Annotated in this window: 15 protein-coding genes; 11 read left to right on the top strand and 4 right to left on the bottom strand. The window is 46.8% G+C overall.

Annotated features, from left to right (window positions below):
* Nucleotides 1-81 precede the first annotated feature (81 nt).
* Nucleotides 82-1,646 (top strand): IS3 family transposase gene (locus ACL2XQ_RS19895; RefSeq protein ID WP_413730138.1). Its coding sequence is split into 2 segments (ribosomal slippage): nt 82-538 and nt 538-1,646, totalling 1,566 coding nucleotides; the frame shifts between segments, so codons are not numbered across the junction.
* 517 nt (nt 1,647-2,163) lie between these two features.
* Here ACL2XQ_RS19895 and ACL2XQ_RS19890 read toward each other — a convergent pair.
* Together ACL2XQ_RS19890 and ACL2XQ_RS19885 are read right to left on the bottom strand one after the other, a co-directional pair.
* Nucleotides 2,164-2,913, bottom strand: coding sequence for a hypothetical protein (locus ACL2XQ_RS19890; RefSeq protein ID WP_413739602.1), 750 nt, complete (start codon nt 2,911-2,913; stop codon nt 2,164-2,166).
* Nucleotides 2,914-2,916: 3 nt separating this feature from the next.
* Nucleotides 2,917-3,399, bottom strand: coding sequence for a hypothetical protein (locus tag ACL2XQ_RS19885; RefSeq protein WP_413739601.1), 483 nt, complete (start codon nt 3,397-3,399; stop codon nt 2,917-2,919).
* A gap of 375 nt (nt 3,400-3,774) precedes the next feature.
* On the opposite strand from ACL2XQ_RS19885, the gene ACL2XQ_RS19880 reads away from it, so the two are divergent.
* Nucleotides 3,775-4,383, top strand: coding sequence for a tyrosine-type recombinase/integrase (locus ACL2XQ_RS19880; protein ID WP_413739600.1), 609 nt, complete (start codon nt 3,775-3,777; stop codon nt 4,381-4,383).
* A 164-nt stretch (nt 4,384-4,547) separates the two neighbouring features.
* Entirely contained in the window at nt 4,548-5,534 is a 987-nt protein-coding gene (locus ACL2XQ_RS19875) for a hypothetical protein (RefSeq protein WP_413739599.1), read from the top strand.
* Between the two features lie 9 nt (nt 5,535-5,543).
* On the opposite strand, the gene ACL2XQ_RS19870 is transcribed toward ACL2XQ_RS19875, so the two are convergent.
* A protein-coding gene (locus ACL2XQ_RS19870; protein WP_413730138.1) for an IS3 family transposase occupies nt 5,544-7,108 on the bottom strand; the annotation gives its coding sequence in 2 pieces (ribosomal slippage) (nt 5,544-6,652 and nt 6,652-7,108; 1,566 coding nt in all).
* Nucleotides 7,109-7,197: 89 nt separating this feature from the next.
* On the opposite strand from ACL2XQ_RS19870, the gene ACL2XQ_RS19865 reads away from it, so the two are divergent.
* The 8 genes from ACL2XQ_RS19865 (at nt 7,198) to ACL2XQ_RS19830 (ending at nt 20,940) form a co-directional block, all read left to right on the top strand.
* Complete coding sequence (locus tag ACL2XQ_RS19865) at nt 7,198-7,521, top strand: hypothetical protein (protein ID WP_413739598.1); 324 nt, start codon at nt 7,198-7,200, stop codon at nt 7,519-7,521.
* A gap of 730 nt (nt 7,522-8,251) precedes the next feature.
* A complete protein-coding gene (locus tag ACL2XQ_RS19860; RefSeq protein WP_413739597.1) occupies nt 8,252-9,031 on the top strand; it encodes an RNA polymerase sigma factor in 780 nt (259 codons plus the stop codon).
* Entirely contained in the window at nt 9,028-9,606 is a 579-nt protein-coding gene (locus tag ACL2XQ_RS19855) for a hypothetical protein (protein ID WP_413739596.1), read from the top strand. Before ACL2XQ_RS19860 ends, ACL2XQ_RS19855 begins: the two co-directional genes overlap by 4 nt.
* 1 nt (nt 9,607) lies before the next feature.
* Nucleotides 9,608-13,000, top strand: coding sequence for a UvrD-helicase domain-containing protein (locus tag ACL2XQ_RS19850; RefSeq protein ID WP_413739595.1), 3,393 nt, complete (start codon nt 9,608-9,610; stop codon nt 12,998-13,000).
* A gap of 83 nt (nt 13,001-13,083) precedes the next feature.
* On the top strand, nt 13,084-13,839 hold the full coding sequence (locus tag ACL2XQ_RS19845) for a multiubiquitin domain-containing protein (RefSeq protein ID WP_413739594.1): 756 nt from the start codon (nt 13,084-13,086) through the stop codon (nt 13,837-13,839).
* The gene (locus ACL2XQ_RS19840; RefSeq protein ID WP_413739593.1) at nt 13,814-14,989 is read left to right on the top strand and encodes a ThiF family adenylyltransferase; all 1,176 of its coding nucleotides are present in this window, start codon (nt 13,814-13,816) and stop codon (nt 14,987-14,989) included. The genes ACL2XQ_RS19845 and ACL2XQ_RS19840 overlap by 26 nt, the downstream gene beginning before the upstream one ends.
* Nucleotides 14,986-15,444, top strand: a complete 459-nt coding sequence (locus ACL2XQ_RS19835; protein ID WP_413739592.1) for a DUF6527 family protein — start codon at nt 14,986-14,988, stop codon at nt 15,442-15,444. Before ACL2XQ_RS19840 ends, ACL2XQ_RS19835 begins: the two co-directional genes overlap by 4 nt.
* A gap of 594 nt (nt 15,445-16,038) precedes the next feature.
* Nucleotides 16,039-20,940, top strand: coding sequence for an NACHT domain-containing protein (locus ACL2XQ_RS19830; RefSeq protein WP_413739591.1), 4,902 nt, complete (start codon nt 16,039-16,041; stop codon nt 20,938-20,940).
* Nucleotides 20,941-21,185: 245 nt separating this feature from the next.
* Here ACL2XQ_RS19830 and ACL2XQ_RS19825 read toward each other — a convergent pair whose 3' ends face one another.
* The gene (locus tag ACL2XQ_RS19825) at nt 21,186-21,530 is read right to left on the bottom strand and encodes a hypothetical protein (protein ID WP_413731547.1); all 345 of its coding nucleotides are present in this window, start codon (nt 21,528-21,530) and stop codon (nt 21,186-21,188) included.
* Between the last annotated feature and the right edge of the window lie 158 nt (nt 21,531-21,688).

Below are 21,688 nucleotides of genomic sequence, written 5' to 3'. Positions count from 1 at the left end.
AACTTCCCCCCTGTGTCAGAGTAGTTGAGAAGATCCCTTTTTCGGGATTTCATTCTCAATCCAGGGGGCCGGAGCATCACCATGTCGCGTTTACCTCAGGCTCGCAAGGACGCCATTTTAAGTAAAATGCTTGCCCCTCATCCGCCGACCATCCGTGAATTGGCACAAAGAGAAGGGATTTCAGAAGCTACACTGTACAATTGGCGTAATCAGCTTCGCAAAGAAGGTCGCCCTGTGCCCGAACATGATCGCAGCAGTGAGAATTGGTCTGCGCAAACTAAATTCGCCGTCGTCGTCGAAACCTCGTCGATGTCGGAGATCGAGTTGAGCGAGTATTGCCGAGCCAAAGGTCTTTTCCCAGAGCAGGTTAAGCAGTGGCGCGAAATATCGATCCAGGCCCATGCAGAGCCAGGCGGTTTTAATGATGCGGCCAGCGCACAGCAGAATAAGGCCCAGCGTAAGCAAATTAAACGTCTTGAGCGCGAAGTCCTGCGTAAAGATAAAGCACTGGCGGAGGCAGCGGCATTACTGATCCTGCAAAAAAAAGTTCGCGCCCTTTGGGGCGACAACGAGGACGATTAACTCCTCTGGCGTACCGGGAACAGATCACCGCCTGGGTTCAGCAGGCGTGCAATGATGGCGCATCGTTGTACCGTTCTTGCGAGGGGGTAGGGATCTCTGTTCACAGTTGGTATCGGTGGCAACAGGATGGTGCTGTTATTGCGGATCAGCGTCCATTGATTGACCGCCCTGAGCCGGCCAACAAACTGAGCTCAACGGAACGCCAGTCGGTGTTGGCGGTATGCAATAGCGCGCGTTTCGACAGCGTTCCGCCGAGTCAGATCGTACCGATTCTGGCAGACGAGGGTTGCTACATGGCCTCTGAATCGACGATGTATCGGGTATTAAGAGAGGCGGGTCAAGTGCAGCATCGTGGACGTGCCGCCAAGGCTGTGCGCGTGGCAAAACCGACCAGCTTTACCGCCACCGCCCCTAACCAGGTCTGGATGTGGGACGTGACCTGGTTGCCGAGTAGTGTTAAGGGGCTGTATTATAAGCTGTATTTATTTGAAGACCTATTCAGTCGCTACCCGGTGGGTTGGGAAGTCCATGATGAAGAGACCGGCGAGCTGGCGGCAGATCTGCTACAACGATGTGTCCTGGGGCAGCGCTGTGCTATGCAACCCTTGGTACTGCACTCGGATAACGGTGCGCCGATGAAAAGTTATACGCTGAAGGCCAAGATGGAAGCCCTGGGTATAACGTCATCCTTTAGTCGGCCGCGGGTATCCAATGACAATCCGTACGCAGAATCAATCTTTCGTACATTGAAATATTGGCCGTCCTGGCCGCGCAAAGGATTTACCTCGATTGATGCTGCACGGCAGTGGGTGAAGCGCTTCATTGATTGGTATTGCCACGTCCACCGCCACAGCGGGATCAAATTCGTGACGCCGGCGCAGCGCCATCAGGGCAAGGATAAAGCCTTGCTGTTAAAGCGTCACCAAGTCTATCAAGCCGCCCGCGCTGCGTGCCCGGAACGGTGGCGAGGTGAGACAAGAAATTGGGGTTGGGACAAGGAAGTTCAACTCAATCCAGATCGGCCGTTGACACAAGAAAACGCCGAGAATTTACAGGCTGCATAAATCGCAATTTTATCTCAACATCTTTGACAAACACCGCTTCGGCATAACTGTGTAAAACGTATCCTGATAAAAAAACTAGCGGTATAAGGCGATAGCGTAGTTGAGTCATGGTAGGAAATTATTAAAAGTTACGGATACATCAACAGTAATCCAACTTGAGGGTAAAGAACATCCTGCACAGTGAATTCCTGGATTATACCGGGTCTGTGACCTGCTGCTCGTTGATGAACATACGGCTATGTCAGAAATGACAATACCTGGTTTGAAAGCAATCGCAAACTTCCGCTCCTCGCTCACAGCGGACCTTCGGCTCAATTAGCTCGTCAGCTTCGTGCCAGATGCGGACATTGTTATATCTGACATGGAAAGCTAATTCCACTATATATGCATTGAAGGCGATAATGCGTTAGAGATCTCTGAGTTGATTGAAATCTAGGGCTGTCAGGGCTGCAACAGTAGCTTGTGTGAATTACAGGTGTTCAGAACACTGGTGAAATTGAACACTAACCATCGTATATTATTCTTCATTAACATTTAAAAAATGAGTGAATAGCTTTTCTAGTTTTGTTAATTTAAAAATATTATCTGAATCATCATCGATGATATGCATGCTTGATATGATGGATGATTGCCTTTCAGCGCTTAATGTCAATTTCATGAGGTAGTTATAATCTGTGACATACTCGGTCTCATCACTAAATTTAAGAAATTTTGGCATTGCATCTGGGCTGTAATCAGGTTGTCTCATTGCCCATATCATTCCAGCTAACAATGAGGACTTTACAACATAATATTCAAGGCCTCGGCTAACAGATTGACGGTAATCTTGGTATATCTCATCATCCAATTCCCAACTCATAACAGAGACATACAGGGCGTGTACAAATTTGTTTCTAATTACAGGGTGGGGGTGAGAAACTTTAACGTTATCTAACTCCACATACTTTCTCTCAGATAATTTATAGAATACATTAAACATTGAGGATTGGACATACAAAAGCAAAAAAGTGTTAGGTGGTGTTAATGTATTATTCCGAACCATCATCCTCAGCGTTAAATGCATGCCTTCGAGGTCTGCAAGTATTTCTCGGGCATGCTGGTCAATGTTATTTTCTATGGCGCTGGGAGTTACCTCAGGATTGGAATTATTAACGTTGCTTGAGTAATCTAATTCGTGATAAGTAACCGATTCTTTTTTTTCATTTTTGATCTTGTAGTGCCCTTGAACGTGATGTGCAAGTTCATGAAAAAATATCCACGTAATCATTAATTAAAACATAGTAAAACGGCAAATTAATTCTTCATCATTCCACATGGAATTGCTATTGCCAGGAATATTTTTGTATAGCTCTATCATATAAGTGACCGTGTCAGACGCACTGACTCTTGGAGGGATACCACCTTCAAACAAAAATTCAGCATCACTAAAGGATTCATCAATAGCGTTAAAATTCCAATTTCCTCTTTCTAGATTTTTAATGTAACCTGGATAGGTAAATGACTGGATGTAGATTTCCTGAATCATTCCTAGGTTTATTGTAATCTTGGTTCGATAGCGTGAATCATGATAGCTTGTACACCCTGCATTTATATTTCCATCAAGAGGCAATTCATAAGTTAAACACCCAGAATGTTTTGAGTATATATTATCATTTGCCCACACAGATAAACCATCCAAGACCAATTGAGCCAAAGGTTCAATAAAATCTATTGGCGCGCAGTTTCTCTCAAGTTCTTTTAAAGTACTATTCATAAATCCCCGTGTAATGATTTGAAATCATTTTATTTTAGCTCTTTATTTGTTGTTGGTCTAGTGATGTGGGGAGGAAAATACTGTTAAATCTTTCAAAGTTGAAAGCCTTTTAATTCCCCGTTGCTATCGGCCTCATTTCAGAATAATTTTCACTTTGATAAGTCATTAGCCATTAAGAACCCCAGTACTATAAAATAAATTATTTTTATAGGAAAATAACACAAATTTTTCTTATAAATTAAAGTCTAAAAACCTTCTCTATCGCTGAATCTAGTCTGAAAAAAGCATCATAATTCTGTATTGAGTCATACAGTCTGCTTTTCGCTCTTGAAGGACAACCATACTCAAATCTCCCCCATTGCAGGAGATTTGAGTATGAACACGTTACCGTGGAGCAAAGACCGTATCATCGGCCAAAAAAGACCGCTTCAGATATCTCATATCTGGGGGATCCGAATCAGGCTTGAACTGGAAGGTAAAACGCGCGATCTGGCCCTGTTCAACATGGCTTTGGACAGTAAGCTGCGGGGCTGTGATCTGGTGAAACTCAAAGTATCAGATGTTGCATATGGCAGTTCAATTTCAAGCAGAGCAACGGTGTTGCAACAGAAGACTGGCTGTCCCGTTCAGTTTGAGTTAACCAAAGGGACAAGAGAAGCCGTTGCGGCACTAATAAAGCTGGGTAATCTTCACTGTAAAGACTACTTGTTCCAATCCCGGGTCGGTTCTCGCCAACATATCTCAACCCGACAGTACAGCCGTATTTTTCATGGATGGATAGCAAAGCTTGGTCTCGACACCGACGATTCGCTGTACAGCACACATTCCATGAGAAGAACAAAACCTTACCTGATATACAAGAAAACCAAAAATCTCCGTGTGATCCAACTCCTGCTGGGCCATAAGAAACTGGAAAGCACAGTTCGTTACTTGGGCATTGAAGTGGATGATGCGTTGGAGATTTCTGAATCGATTGAAGTCTAAGATTGTCAGGGCTGCAACAGCAGCCCTGTGCCAGAAACCGACTCTGCCGGTTAGCGTTCTAGGGCTGTCGACCCGCCACGCTCGTGAGGAATAAAGAATAGAATGGCCCGAATTTTTTACGTATTCTATAAACACGCAATTTTATAAATGGATTTATCCTGCCGATGCTACTGCTTCTGAAATTTCTTCATCCTTACTTGTTATTTTGCAATTTGTCCGCCTGGGGACTTGCACAGAACCTTGAAGGTCTTGGGCTCTTCCACTACATAAATGATTTTCCAATGCGTGTAGGAAACGAGGTGATTTATCCTTTGAATTTCAGCCCAATACATGGTGTTAATGGGTTATCTGGTGTACTGACCCTTATGCTGATCCCCATTTCGTTGCTGAACATCCGGGCTGGATTTTACCTGAACAAATGGGCAGGCTGGTTTAGCCTGTGCCTGTGGGTCATACCTGGCGGAATGAGCATGCTGGGCTATGTTCCCGACCTTCGTAATTTTGGACCTGATAAGTTTCAGTTTGGGGCTAACTTTACCGGCAGTACGACATCGGCGGCAGCAAATCTGATCATCTGCCTGATTGCTGGCTGGTCAGTCATTATGCTCTTCGGTGCTTTATGGAAGAAAAATACCTTCAAAAACGCCTACGATCATATCTGGTACGTTTTAGGCTTAATCGCGGCTCTATATTTTGTTGTAGACAGTGGTTTGCCTTCGTATAAGGAAGACCTCTCTGAATCCGGCGATCGCACAACCTCGATCATGCAATTCTATCGCAACGGTGAGCAGAACCTCGCAGCCCTGTGCAAAGATCCGATAGTGGTAAATCAGGCTCCTGATTTGTGCAGTCTGGCACCAGCGATGAAATGGGCATTTCAGGATAACTTTATTTTAAAGGACATTCTGCGCGCCAGAATCGACCTGCCAGACTGGGTCAGTAGCGTCGCCAGCGATCCTTCGCTTAAAAAACAGATCGATGCATTCAACGCCATTACTTGCTCACCAGGCCAGAGCAGAGGCAACTGCCAGACCGTCCCCATTGAGATGTCGCTCGACGAGGATGACTACAAGAATCCAGTTGCCTTCCTCCCCCCGCCTTATGCACAGGCACTCCAGCGACTGCGGTGTTTGTCAAAGATGTTGAGATAAAATTGCGATTTATGCAGCCTGTAAATTCTCGGCGTTTTCTTGTGTCAACGGCCGATCTGGATTGAGTTGAACTTCCTTGTCCCAACCCCAATTTCTTGTCTCACCTCGCCACCGTTCCGGGCACGCAGCGCGGGCGGCTTGATAGACTTGGTGACGCTTTAACAGCAAGGCTTTATCCTTGCCCTGATGGCGCTGCGCCGGCGTCACGAATTTGATCCCGCTGTGGCGGTGGACGTGGCAATACCAATCAATGAAGCGCTTCACCCACTGCCGTGCAGCATCAATCGAGGTAAATCCTTTGCGCGGCCAGGACGGCCAATATTTCAATGTACGAAAGATTGATTCTGCGTACGGATTGTCATTGGATACCCGCGGCCGACTAAAGGATGACGTTATACCCAGGGCTTCCATCTTGGCCTTCAGCGTATAACTTTTCATCGGCGCACCGTTATCCGAGTGCAGTACCAAGGGTTGCATAGCACAGCGCTGCCCCAGGACACATCGTTGTAGCAGATCTGCCGCCAGCTCGCCGGTCTCTTCATCATGGACTTCCCAACCCACCGGGTAGCGACTGAATAGGTCTTCAAATAAATACAGCTTATAATACAGCCCCTTAACACTACTCGGCAACCAGGTCACGTCCCACATCCAGACCTGGTTAGGGGCGGTGGCGGTAAAGCTGGTCGGTTTTGCCACGCGCACAGCCTTGGCGGCACGTCCACGATGCTGCACTTGACCCGCCTCTCTTAATACCCGATACATCGTCGATTCAGAGGCCATGTAGCAACCCTCGTCTGCCAGAATCGGTACGATCTGACTCGGCGGAACGCTGTCGAAACGCGCGCTATTGCATACCGCCAACACCGACTGGCGTTCCGTTGAGCTCAGTTTGTTGGCCGGCTCAGGGCGGTCAATCAATGGACGCTGATCCGCAATAACAGCACCATCCTGTTGCCACCGATACCAACTGTGAACAGAGATCCCTACCCCCTCGCAAGAACGGTACAACGATGCGCCATCATTGCACGCCTGCTGAACCCAGGCGGTGATCTGTTCCCGGTACGCCAGAGGAGTTAATCGTCCTCGTTGTCGCCCCAAAGGGCGCGAACTTTTTTTTGCAGGATCAGTAATGCCGCTGCCTCCGCCAGTGCTTTATCTTTACGCAGGACTTCGCGCTCAAGACGTTTAATTTGCTTACGCTGGGCCTTATTCTGCTGTGCGCTGGCCGCATCATTAAAACCGCCTGGCTCTGCATGGGCCTGGATCGATATTTCGCGCCACTGCTTAACCTGCTCTGGGAAAAGACCTTTGGCTCGGCAATACTCGCTCAACTCGATCTCCGACATCGACGAGGTTTCGACGACGACGGCGAATTTAGTTTGCGCAGACCAATTCTCACTGCTGCGATCATGTTCGGGCACAGGGCGACCTTCTTTGCGAAGCTGATTACGCCAATTGTACAGTGTAGCTTCTGAAATCCCTTCTCTTTGTGCCAATTCACGGATGGTCGGCGGATGAGGGGCAAGCATTTTACTTAAAATGGCGTCCTTGCGAGCCTGAGGTAAACGCGACATGGTGATGCTCCGGCCCCCTGGATTGAGAATGAAATCCCGAAAAAGGGATCTTCTCAACTACTCTGACACAGGGGGGACTGCATAAATCCATGCAGAAGGCCGATGATCATATTCAGGAAATCGAGCGGGGGCATAATGTGCGCTATTTCGTGTTTCTCTTACTGGCCTTTGTAGCCGGAGGTAAGCTTGCCAACGCCTCAAGGTCGATGGTCGAACATGACAAGGTTCGCCCCCCTTCATGGCTTTTCATGATCATCAGATTTATTGCTATCAAAGCATTGCTGATGTGCCGGATGCTTGCGACTGGAGTTATCAGGCCACTTATCCAGCTCATTTCACTGTCAGCTGTATGGCGAAAAATGAGAGCGGCCAGAAGGGAAGAAGCAAATGACTCGCCTTCTGAACAGGGTTAATCGGCAACCATCCCTCTGTCTCTCAACAATGAAGTTCAGGAGCTGTAATCAACAGCTCTCCACACTGCCGCGCATAACATAAACAGCAGCGCAGAGACCATCTGAGTATAGAGGTTTAATAACTCTGGTAACTTGAACAGAGGTGATATACACAACTCAGGATAAAACAGGACCCCAATGAAAAAAGAATTATCATCTCTGAATTCAAACGTGAATACACTTGGCCTGCTCCTGATTGATTGAGACATCAAGATTTAAGTGATGCCTTAATCAATTTTAAAAATAACTTCGAACTTTCGCTTTTCGCTCATAGTTAAACACATTTTATGAATGTATTGAGCATAATGCGGAGATTCACTTTTAAGAAAATTACTGCATACTGGTGTACCACATCAGATTGCTGTGGCTAACGCTGTAAAAGCTGTTACCAAATTAATAATGCATAAAAGCCCTTGGATCGGGTACATTCAGCAGAACCAACCCCATGTAGGCTTCATAGCATGTGGCTGATGCGATTTGTTAACTCAACCTTCTCAGAAGCAGAGAAGTGAAACCGAGCTAAATCGCGAACTGATGTGGACCTTACTAGACCAGTAAACATGAGCAGATTGCTGGATGTGAAATGATAATAACACCGACAAATTAATCATTGTGCTTCTTTAACCTTGCGCACTCTTTTCTAGAGCAGAAAGCACTTTTCCGACACACAAGCATTATGATGGAGGTTGCATTGATCATTCCTCTTCAAAAACAAACTGAGGGTGGGACGCTCTACACCCGCTTACCTGAGACCGAAGCCAGGCTGACAGAATTAGTCACCCTCACGGATGAAAATCTGATTCAGTTGTGTAAGCAGAGCAAGACACATCCGCAATATGTGCCTAGTGAATGTCTTCTTTACTTCGTCCGGCGCAGCGCATTGTCTAACCAAACTCTTTTTGATCCCCTCTTCAGGATCCTCTCAGAACGCATTTTCAGGAAGCTTCCTCGAGCCGTTAATCATGGTGGAAATTCTGTATCAATGCTGAACAGCGACATTCAGGAGAGTGTCTTTGACCGTATCGTTGAGATGCTTATGATTGATAAAGCAGGTTATGAAGAACGGTTGGACATTTTTGAAATTCGTTTTGATTTGGCCTTTTCAAATTTAAAAAAAGATGCTCAGGAGAAGTCTTATCGGTCGGAAAATAGGAATACTGATCTGGAGTACGATGATTCAGAGGACGTAACTATAGAGGTTGAAACTGCTTCTGAAGGTTTTAATCCTTTTGGAGAAACAGATCTCAATCATTTTCATTACCGTCGTGAGCTTGATGCGGCGATTGAGACTTTACCCGATCTACAGAAGCGAATCATTGAAATGCTCCGATTAGATTTTCCAATAGACTCCATCGACCCACAAGAGATAACGATTTCCAAAGCTCTAAACAAGTCTGAAAAGACCATCCATAATCATAAAAATAAGGCGTTTGCACGTCTTCGTTCACTGCTTGAAGGGGGCATATTATGACCGGACTTTCACCTCAGGCATCCCTGGAAGAGGTACTGGAGTCATTTTCCATAGAGCATGATGTGGGAAAAGCGACTCTGCAAAAGTACCTTGCAGCCTTCCCGGAATATGCCAATGACCTCATAGATTTATCTCGAGAGATAGCCAGAATATCAATCGAAGATGAAGCGCCACTCTCTGAGTCCCAGCGCCGCTTAATCAATTCTGCTACCACTCGCATCCAAAATTCACCGGGCAAAACAGCGGTGGACCCCTTCGCTAGACTCTCGGCACAAGAAATGCGGGCTCTCTCTAAATCGCTAGAGATACCTCGACAGGTCGTCATGGCATTCAAAGAGCGAAACGTAGTCGCCAAATCTGTTCCCAGGGGTTTTCTGGTCAGGTTTGCTGAACAACTTCAGATCAGCGTACAACAGTTATTTACCTCACTCGAGCAGCCGCACATGGAGGTTGCAGGGAGTTATAAGTCCGAATCTAAACCGGGTGAAGTAGAGAAGATTACTTTCGAACTACTGCTTCGGGATGCCGGGTTGTCTGAGGAAGAAATCAGAAACTTAATGGAAGAGGATAGATAACGTGCAAGCAGTGGAACTGGCTCGTAAGGCCGCTGCTGCTCTACATGATCAGGCCGTTGATTCAGGACAAAATCCATGGACTCCCTATGAGTTTGCTGTTGCTGAAGCCAACAGACGAGGCCTTGATGTAGAGAGTACAAGAAAAGGATCGCCTAACCTGAGAGGCGCGCGCGCTCGTTTTATTCCAGAGGAGATGTTTATTCTCCACGAAAAATGCGCAACTCTTTTTGAACAAGCATTCCTCGTCGCTCATGAAATTGGTCACGCTGAACTTGGAGATGATGTCGAAGAGGATGAACAGAGTTATACGATAGATCCCACAAGGACGTCGGAGACCTCCCCACTGGGAGTTGAGCGAGTCGTAGATTACAGTCGCAGACAGCGAAGAGAGGTCCAGATGGATCTTTTTGCGCGCGAGTTTTTACTACCTAGACATTTTGTTAGAACGCTTTATCTGGAGAGCCAAAGTGCTTCAAGTATTGCCGAAAAGCTTGGAGCGCCATTTGACGTCGTTGCTCAACAACTTTTTGATGCACTACTGTTGCCCCCAACTTTGCCTGAAAATCAAGAGTCAGCAATTGAATTTCCTTTAAACGATGAGCAGGCTAAAGCCGCAGCCCATCGTGGAGTTGCCTTTTTGCTTGAAGCCGGACCTGGCACAGGAAAAACACAGACATTGGTAGGCCGTGTAAAAGGACTGCTTAATGAAGGGGTTGATCCCCGGAAAATTCTCTTGCTGACTTTTTCAAATAAAGCGGCAGGAGAAATGGCTGAAAGAATTGCGCGTGTCGATAGCGATGCTGCAGCTGCAATGTGGATCGGTACCTTCCACTCATTCGGCCTCGATTTGGTTCGCCGGTTTCACGATAAGTTGAATCTGCCACAATCCCCCCGGATGTTGGATCGTACAGAAGCAGTAGAATTGCTGGAGCATGAGTTCCCAAAATTAGGACTGGTTCATTACCGCAATCTTTATGATCCAAGCCGGATTATTGCGGACTTTCTCGCTGGCATTTCACGTGCTAAAGACGAGGTAGCTGATGCAAGCACCTACCTGAGACTGGCGCAGGCCATGCGCGATAGCGCTGTTGAGAATGATGCTATTACCGATGCAGAGAAAGCGATTGAAGTCGCCAAAGTGTACGCAGCTTATGAGAACCTTAAGCAACAGTCTGAATGTATAGACTTTGGGGATTTGGTTTCATTACCTGTAAAGCTACTTGAAGAAAATGAAGCTATTCGCTCCCATGTCCAGTCTACCTATGAACACGTTTTGGTGGACGAATACCAGGACGTCAACCACAGCAGCGTGCGACTGCTGAAAGCTATATGTGGTAATGGTGAAAATTTGTGGGCAGTTGGGGATGCTAAGCAGTCAATCTATCGTTTTAGAGGTGCCTCTTCATTTAACATGACGCGCTTTGGAAATGAAGATTTTCCAGGCGGGGTGCGATATCGGTTAAAAATGAACTACCGATCGGTACCTGAAATAGTTTCAACATTTTCGAGATTTGCGGTGGGTATGGCTGTAGGGGATGCTGATAGCGAGCTACGCCCCAATCGGGGCAGTAATGCCTGCAAACCCGAGCTTCGCTTTGTGGGACAAGGCGTTCAACAGTCACCAGCTCTTGCGGACGCTATACAGGAAATGCGAGGTGCCGGTTACCCATATCGTGATCAGGCCGTTCTCTGTACAGGCAACGAAAAACTCTCAGAAATTGGGCAACAACTCGAGCGTTTAGGCATCCCTGTTCTTTTCTTGGGCAGTGTTTTCGAGCGTCCAGAGATAAAGGATTGGCTGTCACTGCTTTCCCTTTTAGTGGATCGCCGCGCAATGGGCCTGGTGAGGATGGCTTGCCTGCCAGAATTTACGATGTCGCTGCAAGATGTCGGAAATATTCTTGCATGCCTGCGTGAAGAAGATGACAGGGGGGATTGGAGAGATAGAGTAGATCAGTTCCAAATCTCTGCAAATGGCCTTACTGCCTTAAAGCGGCTGATTAAAACACTGGACGGTTTTAACGGCGATACTTCACCCTGGACTGTGCTGGCCACTGTACTTTTAGACAGGACTCGTATTGTAGCTCGCCTGGCAACTTCTTCAGGTTGCAGTGACCGCTCCCAATGTATTGCAACCTGGCAGTTACTTAATTTCTTGCGAGTCCAGCCCTCAACTGGCGAAGGGTTATTTATCACTCGCACATTAGATCGCATCCGCCGTTTAGTCCGACTCGGGGACGATCGTGACCTCAGGCAACTCCCGGTAGCAGCACAAAGCATTGACGCGGTTCGCCTCATGACTATACATGGCTCAAAAGGGCTTGAATTTCCTGTGGTCCATGTCCCGGGGATGAATGCAGATACCCTTCCTGGTTATACGCAAAAGCAAGCCTGCCCACCACCCGATGGGATGATAGCCGGTAGTAAGGCGAATGCCAGGGAGCAGTTTAGTCTGGAGCACAAGGCGGAAAGAGAATGCTTATTCTATGTTGCATTGTCGAGAGCCAGGGACCAGTTATTCCTCTATGCTGCACTACGAAACGCTGCAGGTAGTACCCGAAGGAAATCCGAGTATCTGGATCGTATTGAGCCCAATCTGATTCAAAGAAACATAGAGCCTCATCATCCGGTCATTGAGCCTCCCGAATCTTTACCAATAGACTGGGTTGCGGATGGAGAATTCAAACTTAGTGGCGATCAGGTCTCCCTCTATGAATCTTGTCCTCGACGATTTTTCTATACTCACGTCCTTCAAATCGGGGGGCGACGATCACCAACCCCATTCTCAAAAATGCACGATGCTGTCCGAAAAGTGTTCAGGGATATGATCGAGGCAGAGTCTACAATAATTACGAATATAGAAGGCAGCGTTGAGCAAGCCCTCAAAGTTGAAGGTCTGGCTGAGCACGGATATGCCCCTGAGTTTAAGTCTCTGGCACTTGACATGGTTAGATATTTTAATTCAATTCGCGAAGGTCACGCCCCTGAAACACCCAGTGTACTCACGATGAAGTTTGGGGATATCACTATCACCGTACAACCTGACGATGTGTTGATTTACTCAGATGGGCGACGTACGTTTCGCCGTGTTAGAACCGGACATAAAAGAGATAAAGAAGAATCGGACCTTGGCGCAGCCGCTTTTATACTGGCAGCACGGAGAGCCTTTCCTGACGCGATAGTGGAGTTAGTTCATCTTTCTGATAAGACTGTAACGCCGATTGATCTGAGCACTAAGGTGCTACATAACCGGCAGGAAAAGCTTTATGTTGCCATAGACTCTATAAGTCGGGGTGTATTTCCCACCGAATCATCATCCCGGGTCTGTCCCTCCTGCCCGGCATTTTTCGTCTGCGGATTGACCCCTCCAGGCGCGCTTCAAAAAAAATTCTAAAATAATTTACCGCTTTGGTAGAGCTGCATCGATTGAGTATTAGAGCCAGACATCGTCTGGCCAAACTCAAGGATATGCAAAACATGAACAGCCAAAATATTAACAATATCGACGATGTCGGAGAAGCGATTCGCGAAGGCCGCGAACTGCGTCCGGCAAATGCCTACCGCATCCTGTTTGCGCAGGAAAACCTGGATTTTCACGCAATTGTAGTCAATGACCCACTTCCACTGGGTCGACAAATTCTGATTGCTGCGGGTCTGCGTGCAAATGATGACTATAGCCTCTTCGCCATTCTTCAGACGGGAGACTTTGAAGATCTGCGCCTTGATGAACCTTTCGATTTACGCGGTCATGGCGCTGAACGTTTCGTGGCCTTCCAGACCGATCGTGATTTCAAACTTACTGTAAACGACAGCCAAGTATCATGGGGTAAACCTGCAATTTCGGGGGCAACACTTTATGAACTGGCAAAACCAGGCGACGGCGATGCCGTATTTATGGTTGTCCGTGGCGGTGATGATCGCCAGATTGAACCGAATGAGGCGGTTGATCTTACGACTCCGGGAATTGAACACTTTGTAACGGCGCCAAAGCGTAAACCAAAGATTGATATCGTCGTTAATGGACGTGAAGTTCAGGTCAGCGATAGTCATCAAACTTTCGAGCAATTTGTGGCTATCGCATATCCAGGTGAAGCTCCAACTGCTGAGATCGTATATTCAATTACATATCGTGGAGCGAGCTCAAAACCACACAGTGGTGAGTTAGCTGCAGGTGCCTTTATCGAAGTGAAAAATGGGAGCGTAATCAATGTCGGCCGCACCATTCAATCTTAATAGCGATCTGAAGCGCTTGCGCGAAGAAGGTTACCACGTACACATTGTGGGTGGTTTCCTGGTCATGCGTGACGTGCCGTATGTTAACGCGCAACGGGAAGTGAAAACCGGCACGCTTATATCGAGCCTTTGCATGTCTGGCGACGTAACTCAAAAACCAGAACCACACACAATTCACTTTGATGGAGAATTTCCATGCACTTCCCAGGGGGTGCGCATTCAGGCTATTTTTCATCAGAGTGAAACGGTAAATCTTGGGCATGGACTATCTGCTCAGCACTTATTCTCCAGTAAGCCAGGGCCTGAAGGTTACAGTGACTACCATCAGAAGATGTCCATCTATGCGACGATCATTTCTGGCCACGCCGCAACCCTCAAACCTGGCGTTAGTCCACGTGTTTTTAAAACCCCTGATGAGGAGGAAGGGGGCGTATTTAACTATCTTGAAACTGCATCTGACCGGGTCGGGATCGGGGCATTAACTGCACGACTTGAAGGTCAGCACATTGCCATCATTGGAGTCGGTGGTACAGGTTCCTACATACTGGACCAGATAGCTAAAACGCCGGTTAGTGAGATACGTCTCATCGATGGTGATGATTTTCTTCAGCACAACGCTTTTCGCGCACCTGGCGCCCCGTCCATTAACACTCTCAGGGAAGTGCCGAAGAAAGTAGATTACCTGGCGGGAATTTACGGTCAGATGCACCGTCATATCGTTACGCATGCAGTACAGATAAGCCTGGATAATCTTAATCTCTTGGATGGAATCACCTTTGCCTTCCTTTGCATGGACGCAGGCGAGCCAAAACGTTTAGCGATGCAGAAGCTGGAAGATATGGGAGTGTCATTCGTAGACGTGGGAATGGGGCTCGAGTTGGTGGAAGGATCGCTTGGTGGCATCCTGAGGGTGACGACCAGCACTCCAGAGAAGCGTGAACATATTCGCACCCGTGTGTCTTTCAAGGAGCGTGGCGCAGAAAACGTTTACGCTTCAAATATTCAAGTCGCCGAGTTAAACATGTTGAATGCGGCACTTGCCGTCATCAAATGGAAGAAACTACTCGGGTTTTATCGTGATCTTGAAAATGAACATCACTGTTCATATACGACTGACGGGAATATGTTACTGAATGGTGACTTACTATGATACGCCATTACCAACTGACCCCGTGTTTCGTTAAAGGGATTCCACGAGAACTTGAAGCCGGCACTCTCTACGTTTCCATGAAGTATGGCACGGTTATCCACAGTTGCTGTTGTGGTTGCGGACATGAAGTAGTAACCCCTCTAACCCCAACTGACTGGAAGTTAACCTTCGATGGCGAGACCATTTCGCTTTGGCCATCCGTAGGAAATTGGAATTTACCCTGTCGATCGCACTATGTAATTAAGTGTAACCGCGTACTGGAAGCAGCTCCTTGGGATAAAGCCAAAATCGATGCAGAGATGCGTCGGGATAAAGCGGCTAAGGAGCGTTATTACGCGCAGACTAATGCGACCGAAACTTCTGAAGAGTTGAAACAGGAACCAACTGAGGAGTCTTCTGGGATGAGAACCGAACCTCTATCCATTTGGAGTAAGTTAAGGAAGTGGTTGAGTTAGGGCAATGACTTTAACAGTGCTCAAAACTATCAGACCTGAAAAGCATGACTCTGGACAGGTTACATTCAGCTTGTTCTACAGGCGAGTTCATCGGTCTGGCTATGGACCGGTATGCTGGAATGTCATAAAAGCATACCGGTACAAACCGCAGATAAATGTTTTTAACGTGATCTGCTCTCCACTGATTAATACCCCAAGATATGAGTTATGCAGTCATTAGATTTGGGAAAAATGGCAGCTCCGGCTATAATGAAAAGTAATTTTAGCGCATTTAAAATGGCAGCTTAGTGCCAAGAGCAGACGTTGAGTGTATCCTGCCATGTTGATCAGGTCGAAGGGAAAATGCTAATTGCTTATTGCTATACAAATGCACAAGATAAGAATTTTTACGAGTCCAACTGCGTTAAACATTCTGCATAGATATCCACCAAGTTTAGTAAATACACATTTGACTAAAAGGCGCTGCATTTATTAGCAAGAATCCCGCCATGGCCTTCGACGGCAGTTAACCAATTCGTTATTATATAAACCCAACGGCATTGTCTGCCGGATGTTCGAAATCCCCAAACCGTTTAACATGAAAAGCAGGTGAACATGGAATTGGATGAAATAACAGAAACGGCGATGACTTCACCTGCGAATCACGTACCAGATTTTGTGGCCGTACGTTCTGTTACGATGACGTTGCCTTTTGCTGAGCTGACTTGGGAAAACTTCGAAAAACTCTGCTATCGGTTAGCGGGGAAGGATGCGGATGTTGAGTCACACAGCCTGTATGGCAGAACAGGCCAGGCCCAGCAGGGAATCGATATCTTCGCGAGGAAGCGCAACGGGCGATACAACACCTGGCAAGCAAAACGCTATAAAAAATACACGCATAACGATCTTAACAGTGCTTGTGCGACATTTCTGTCAGGCGGATGGGCGGGCAAAACGGACATCTTTTATATTGCCGTACAATGTCCTGTTGATGATGTAAACCTTCAAGACGCCATTGAAAAACAGGCTGAGAACTTTCATGCGCGGAATATTGTGTTAAAAGTTCTGGGCGGGCATGACTTGTGCACCGACCTGCGTGACCATACGGATATCGTTCTGGAATTTTTTGGACGAGAATGCGCAAAACAATTTTTTGGCGATACTGTCAGTCAGGATCTTCTTAATAAGCTTGATGGCGGGGAAATCCAGAAAGTCAGATCGCAACTGCTGAGGGTCTACCAAGCGGGATTTGAGCTACTTGATAAAATCCCGGTCAATGCCCCAACGCCTTTTTCCGACCAGACGATTGAACCCATTTCTTTACTCGAACGTTTCTCCGCTCCCGATGTTTTATTGAGAGAAAACGTCAAGAATCATGCACCCGAAAAAAAACCTGCCGAAAAGAAAGTTCTCGCGCATGATCAGCAGTCGATTGAACCGCATCCGCAATCCCGGAGTGAAGAAAGCCGTCAGGCTGAACAATACCGACGAACCCCCATTCTGAGCTGGCTAGCGGAATCTGATCAGATTGCTGTTATTGGTCATGCCGGCACAGGAAAGAGCACAGTGCTGCGCTGTCTGGCGCTTGATCTGCTTGGGGAGCAGAATCATTTCACGCACGTGGCAAAAAAATGGGGACGCCATCTTCCCCTATTCATCTCATTCGCAAAATGGGTACGTCTGACGGAAGCGAATGGCGGTGTCGTGAGCATTAAAGCGTTAATCCGGGAAACGTGGCAGCAGCAGTTGACGGCAGATCTGGTTGCTTTGATCGATAAGGCGATTGATGAAAGCCGTGTGGTACTTTTTGTGGATGGCCTTGACGAGTGGGCTAACGAGCAGGCTGCACGTACCACGCTTCAGGCGATGCTGACTGTGGTTTCTGCACATCGCATTCCCATTCTGGTCAGTGCTCGCCCTGGGGGGCTGACAACCATTGGGGGCATTCCAGATAACTGGGCCGTGGGCGTACTTGCGCCTTTATCGAAAAGGCAGCAAACACAAATTGCCACCATCTGGTTTTCAAGAAACGTAGATCAACATCGCGATCCGGTTCAAAGCGCAGAGTCCGTACTCTGGCAGACAAACCGCTTTTTTGATGAGTTAAACAAGGGCCGTGGGCTGTCCACCCTGGCTGAAACACCACTACTGCTGTTGGGACTTATTGCTCTTGCTATCCGCCAGCTGGTTCTGCCTATTAACAAAGTTCAGGCTCTGAGTCAGCTCACTGAACTTCTATTAGAACGCCATCCTCACAGCCGTGCAACCGCTGCGGGAGATGTCGTTCCGCGCTTTTCACCTGCAGCTTCAAATGATGTGCGACGGGAAGCACTTGCCGCACTCGCTTTTAAAATCCGCTTTGAGGGTGGCGATGCCGGGTATCCCATTCATCTGGCCCGAAAATGCATTCAAACGTTTCTGACGGATCCTGAGGGGTTCAGCTATACGCAACGAGAAGCAATGGAAGTTGCCAATGAGATCCTGGCTGTGAACTCAGAAACCATGGGACTGCTGGTCGAAAAAGGACGTGCAGAAGTCGGATTTGTACATGCAAGTTTGGAAGAATATCTGGCATCGGTTCACATCCACGGCTGGCCCATTGAGCGTATTTTAGAGTTTGTCCGGGCCAATGCTAGCCACTTTCGCTGGAGAAGTGTTTTTGGCGATTTGATTGCAAGAAATAACCGGCGTTCCGAGGCAGAGAATATCGTCAGGGTTATTGCCGAACCTGAGAGTGATGCTGTCGGTGCATTGCAGCGCCGTTTACTGCTGGCTAATGTCGCGTTTGGCGGCGCTGAGATCAACAAGCCAACCGCCATCAGGCTTGCTGAGCAAAGTTTCAATATCATAACAGGTTCGGGCTGGATAGGGGAAAGGCGTGCGCATCTTGCCGCCACCTTTGAGGGGGTTTATAACACAACTCTCAGAGAAAAAGCCTCAACAGCTATCAGTAGCTGGGGCACCAAAAGCGCCGATTACCTGCATAACTTCTATCACACCTTATCAGCATGGCCGCACTCAGATGAAACGCTGAATATCCTTAAGCACGGTATGAAGGACGAAAGCTTCTACAATGCACGGCCTGCTGCTCATGTTCTTGCTTTAAAATACGCCGGAGATGCCGGGGTAGAGGAATGGTTACTGTCATTCTTTCGGGGTGATTCAGAATTAATGATCGTGGGGATAGCGTTAGAGACACTTGTGCTTGGATGGCCGAAAAATGGTGCATTACCTGCGCTGATTTCTTCTGCGGCAGCCTCAAAAGACCCACACCTGCGGCTCAGTGCGATTTTTTGCAAAGTGAAACTATCCATACATGATGATCAAGACCTGGATGCATTGTTGGATTTGCTTTGCTGGTATAGCCGCATCGATTATCACTGCAGAGATCTCGCTGGACAATGCCTAATATTGGGTTGGAAGGATAATGAGTCAGTCATTAAGAAATGCCTAGATTCGTTTAATAATACGTTTAGGAGAGGCGAAGGGATTGAAAAAGACATAGCGCAGCTATACCTCACAAACTGCAACGCGAAAAATACCGACGTCATTGCCTGGATTTTACGCGAACTGGAATCAAAACATCCCTTCGTGGCCCATTTCGGGCGGAGCTGGGAATGGTTGTTACGGTTTACTGAGGCAAATGAAGAGATCCGTGAAAAAGTCATTTCCACCATGTTGTCTGAAAGGATGGAGCACATAGAATATGTGTTGAATCCTGTCCTTAGTGAAATTGAAGATCCACGAATCAAACAGCACCTAATAAATAAGGTAAAAACTGCTAAAGGATTTAGAATTTTCTGGTTTTTAAGCCCCTTACTTCACAAGCGAAAGGCCGGCGACCACGAAGTGGATTCTCTTGTTAACGAAATTCTGCAATGGCCAGATGAAAGAAAGCGGCATATTGTCAGTTTATTCCCCCAAATGCTGGACAGGGAGGAATGCATTGAAGCTTTGATTAGGATTACCAAGACCACGGATGGCGTCAGGACAGACCTGCTCATGTCTGCTTTTACGCAACTTGATGTTGGTTCAGATACTGACATCACTGGCTTCCTGGTTACCCACTTTTTAACTGAGCCAGACAATAGGTACTCAGGCCTCAACAATTTGCTGTTGATCTGTCCGGATGAGCCAAGGTTAAAAGAATACGCGCTTTCAAAACTTGAAGATCGTAATCCGCCCCTTGCAATGATTGCCTCTACTTATCACAAACTGCCTGAAGTCCGTTTACAAATAGCGAAACATGTAGGGTCTCTTTCCGTTGCCATGCGCCATCAAATTATGGACGCTGCAGCCAGTGAATTCGATAGAAATGAGACTGCAGAAAAAATACTCAGCCGATATGACGATGAGGTTGACAGTCAGTTAAAAATCGAAGGTGCAATAAAATACCATCAGGCATTATTACCCGCAAACGTGGAGCGTCAAACGATTATTGACCGTTTGATATCAGATGCTCAGGTTGCAGCACCGGATTTTGAAGAGCGCCATGCAGCTGCTTTTGCGGGACTGGTGGCTTACGGCGCCGTAAACGAGTTTGTTCGCCTCGAATGGAATAATAAGCCATTAACTGTTTCACTGGGGCCATACAGCAGAGAATCTAAAGCCCTTTTAAGATTAGTTGCTGAGCACTGGGATGAAATTGATGTGTGTTTCGATAAAACATTTATGTCTCGAATTAGCGAAATAAATTCAGAAGACCATTTCTGGTCTCTCATATCCCCATATGTTGGTAGGAGTGCATCTTTACGAGAAAAGTTCATCGCTTACTGTGAAAATTCATCCCATGTTCTGGATACCCAGACTTTACAGTCACTCGCAAAGGAATTTCCAAAAAGTGATTTGCTTCAGAGGCACTGCATATCAGCCATTCGAGCGTTGGAAAAAGTAAAAACCAATGACACATGGTCGCTATACCAAAGCTACATCGAAGCTTCCTATATATTACGTGACCAATTTCCTGGCACGTCTGAGCTGACAGTTCAAATACTAAAAGTACTCCAGGATACTGATTATAGTCATGGCATTGCTGCTATGGCGATTTATGATCCTCACCATTCCAGCCTTGATAATCTTGTCGAAAAGGTTTTTCAAGAGGCAGAGTCTCAATTACAGTTTGTGACACCTATCATTCTTGGCTCAGCAAGATCTGACAGCCAGCAACTCGGTGTTATCGTCAAAAAAATGATAAACCGCCATGATCATGATCTGTGGGATTTTCAGGACAGAATTAACCAAGCACTCAAATTCAGGATGGGAAACGACGCGCATTTTGTCACATTGATGGGAGAATGGCTGGCATCGACCCCCACTGAAAGTGAAATTTCGAGTTTTTCTCGTTATCTGGCGTCCTCAGGAAAACTTGTCGAAGATACTCAGAAATTATGCCAGCATTATCTCAACGAGAGATATATCACTTCAGGAATCCCGGCTCATGGTTACGATGCCCTCTCTGACCTCATAAGACCTGTCACGCACTCCTTACTTGATGTGTTGGCAGGACCTATACACTAAAAACATGGAATGTGAGAGGCATAGAAATGATAGGAGTTTCTTTCACTTCAGCTGATTAACCGACTCATAATTTTTAAATCGCACTGATTTGCTATTCGTAGATTAACAGCAATGTTAGGAATGTCTTCATTAGTTGGAAGAACAACTGCGAACTCCCGCTGTTCGCTCATAGCAGCCGTCTAGATACGGCATCAAATCAACGTTCGATGGACAGAAACACCTGAAGATCCATACCGTTGCACAAATTACCAAATGCGGTAGTAAGTGTTTTGTTGGCGAGGCTTTTCACCCAAAATATTTTGATGTGACATGAATTCAGCTGTTTTGGCCTGCCGTTTTGCCCGTTCTTTCACATCATCTTCGTCAACTTCGGAAAATTTACCGTCAACTCGTTCAACTGTTTGACAGAATTTTTTAGCTTCAAACCATTCTAAGCTCTTACTGATGTCTTTTGGACAGTTATAAATTTCATTGCCGTGATAACTTTTGCTTTGAAGCCAAGCTACAACAGTATTACCAATCCAAACAAGCGCGACCATAAGCAAGATCACAAGCAAAGAGTTGATGAGATAAATGGTTGATTTTGGCATTTTGTCACTTCCTAAGGCATCAGTATTCAAAGATTAATCTTACCGCAGCCAGACAGAATCATGCACTATGGGCAGAAATGCCTGACTGTCCCAGTTGAAAGAATGATTACGTCACAGCGGCGATTTTCCAGTAGGTCTGCAAGTGAACCGGCGGACAG

Origin of the sequence: Sodalis sp. RH14 (genome assembly GCF_047324285.1) — a bacterium.
Taxonomy (GTDB): Bacteria; Pseudomonadota; Gammaproteobacteria; order Enterobacterales; family Enterobacteriaceae; genus Acerihabitans.
Note: the sequence above shows the minus strand (reverse complement) of the source record. Positions and strands in the feature narration are given on the sequence as shown.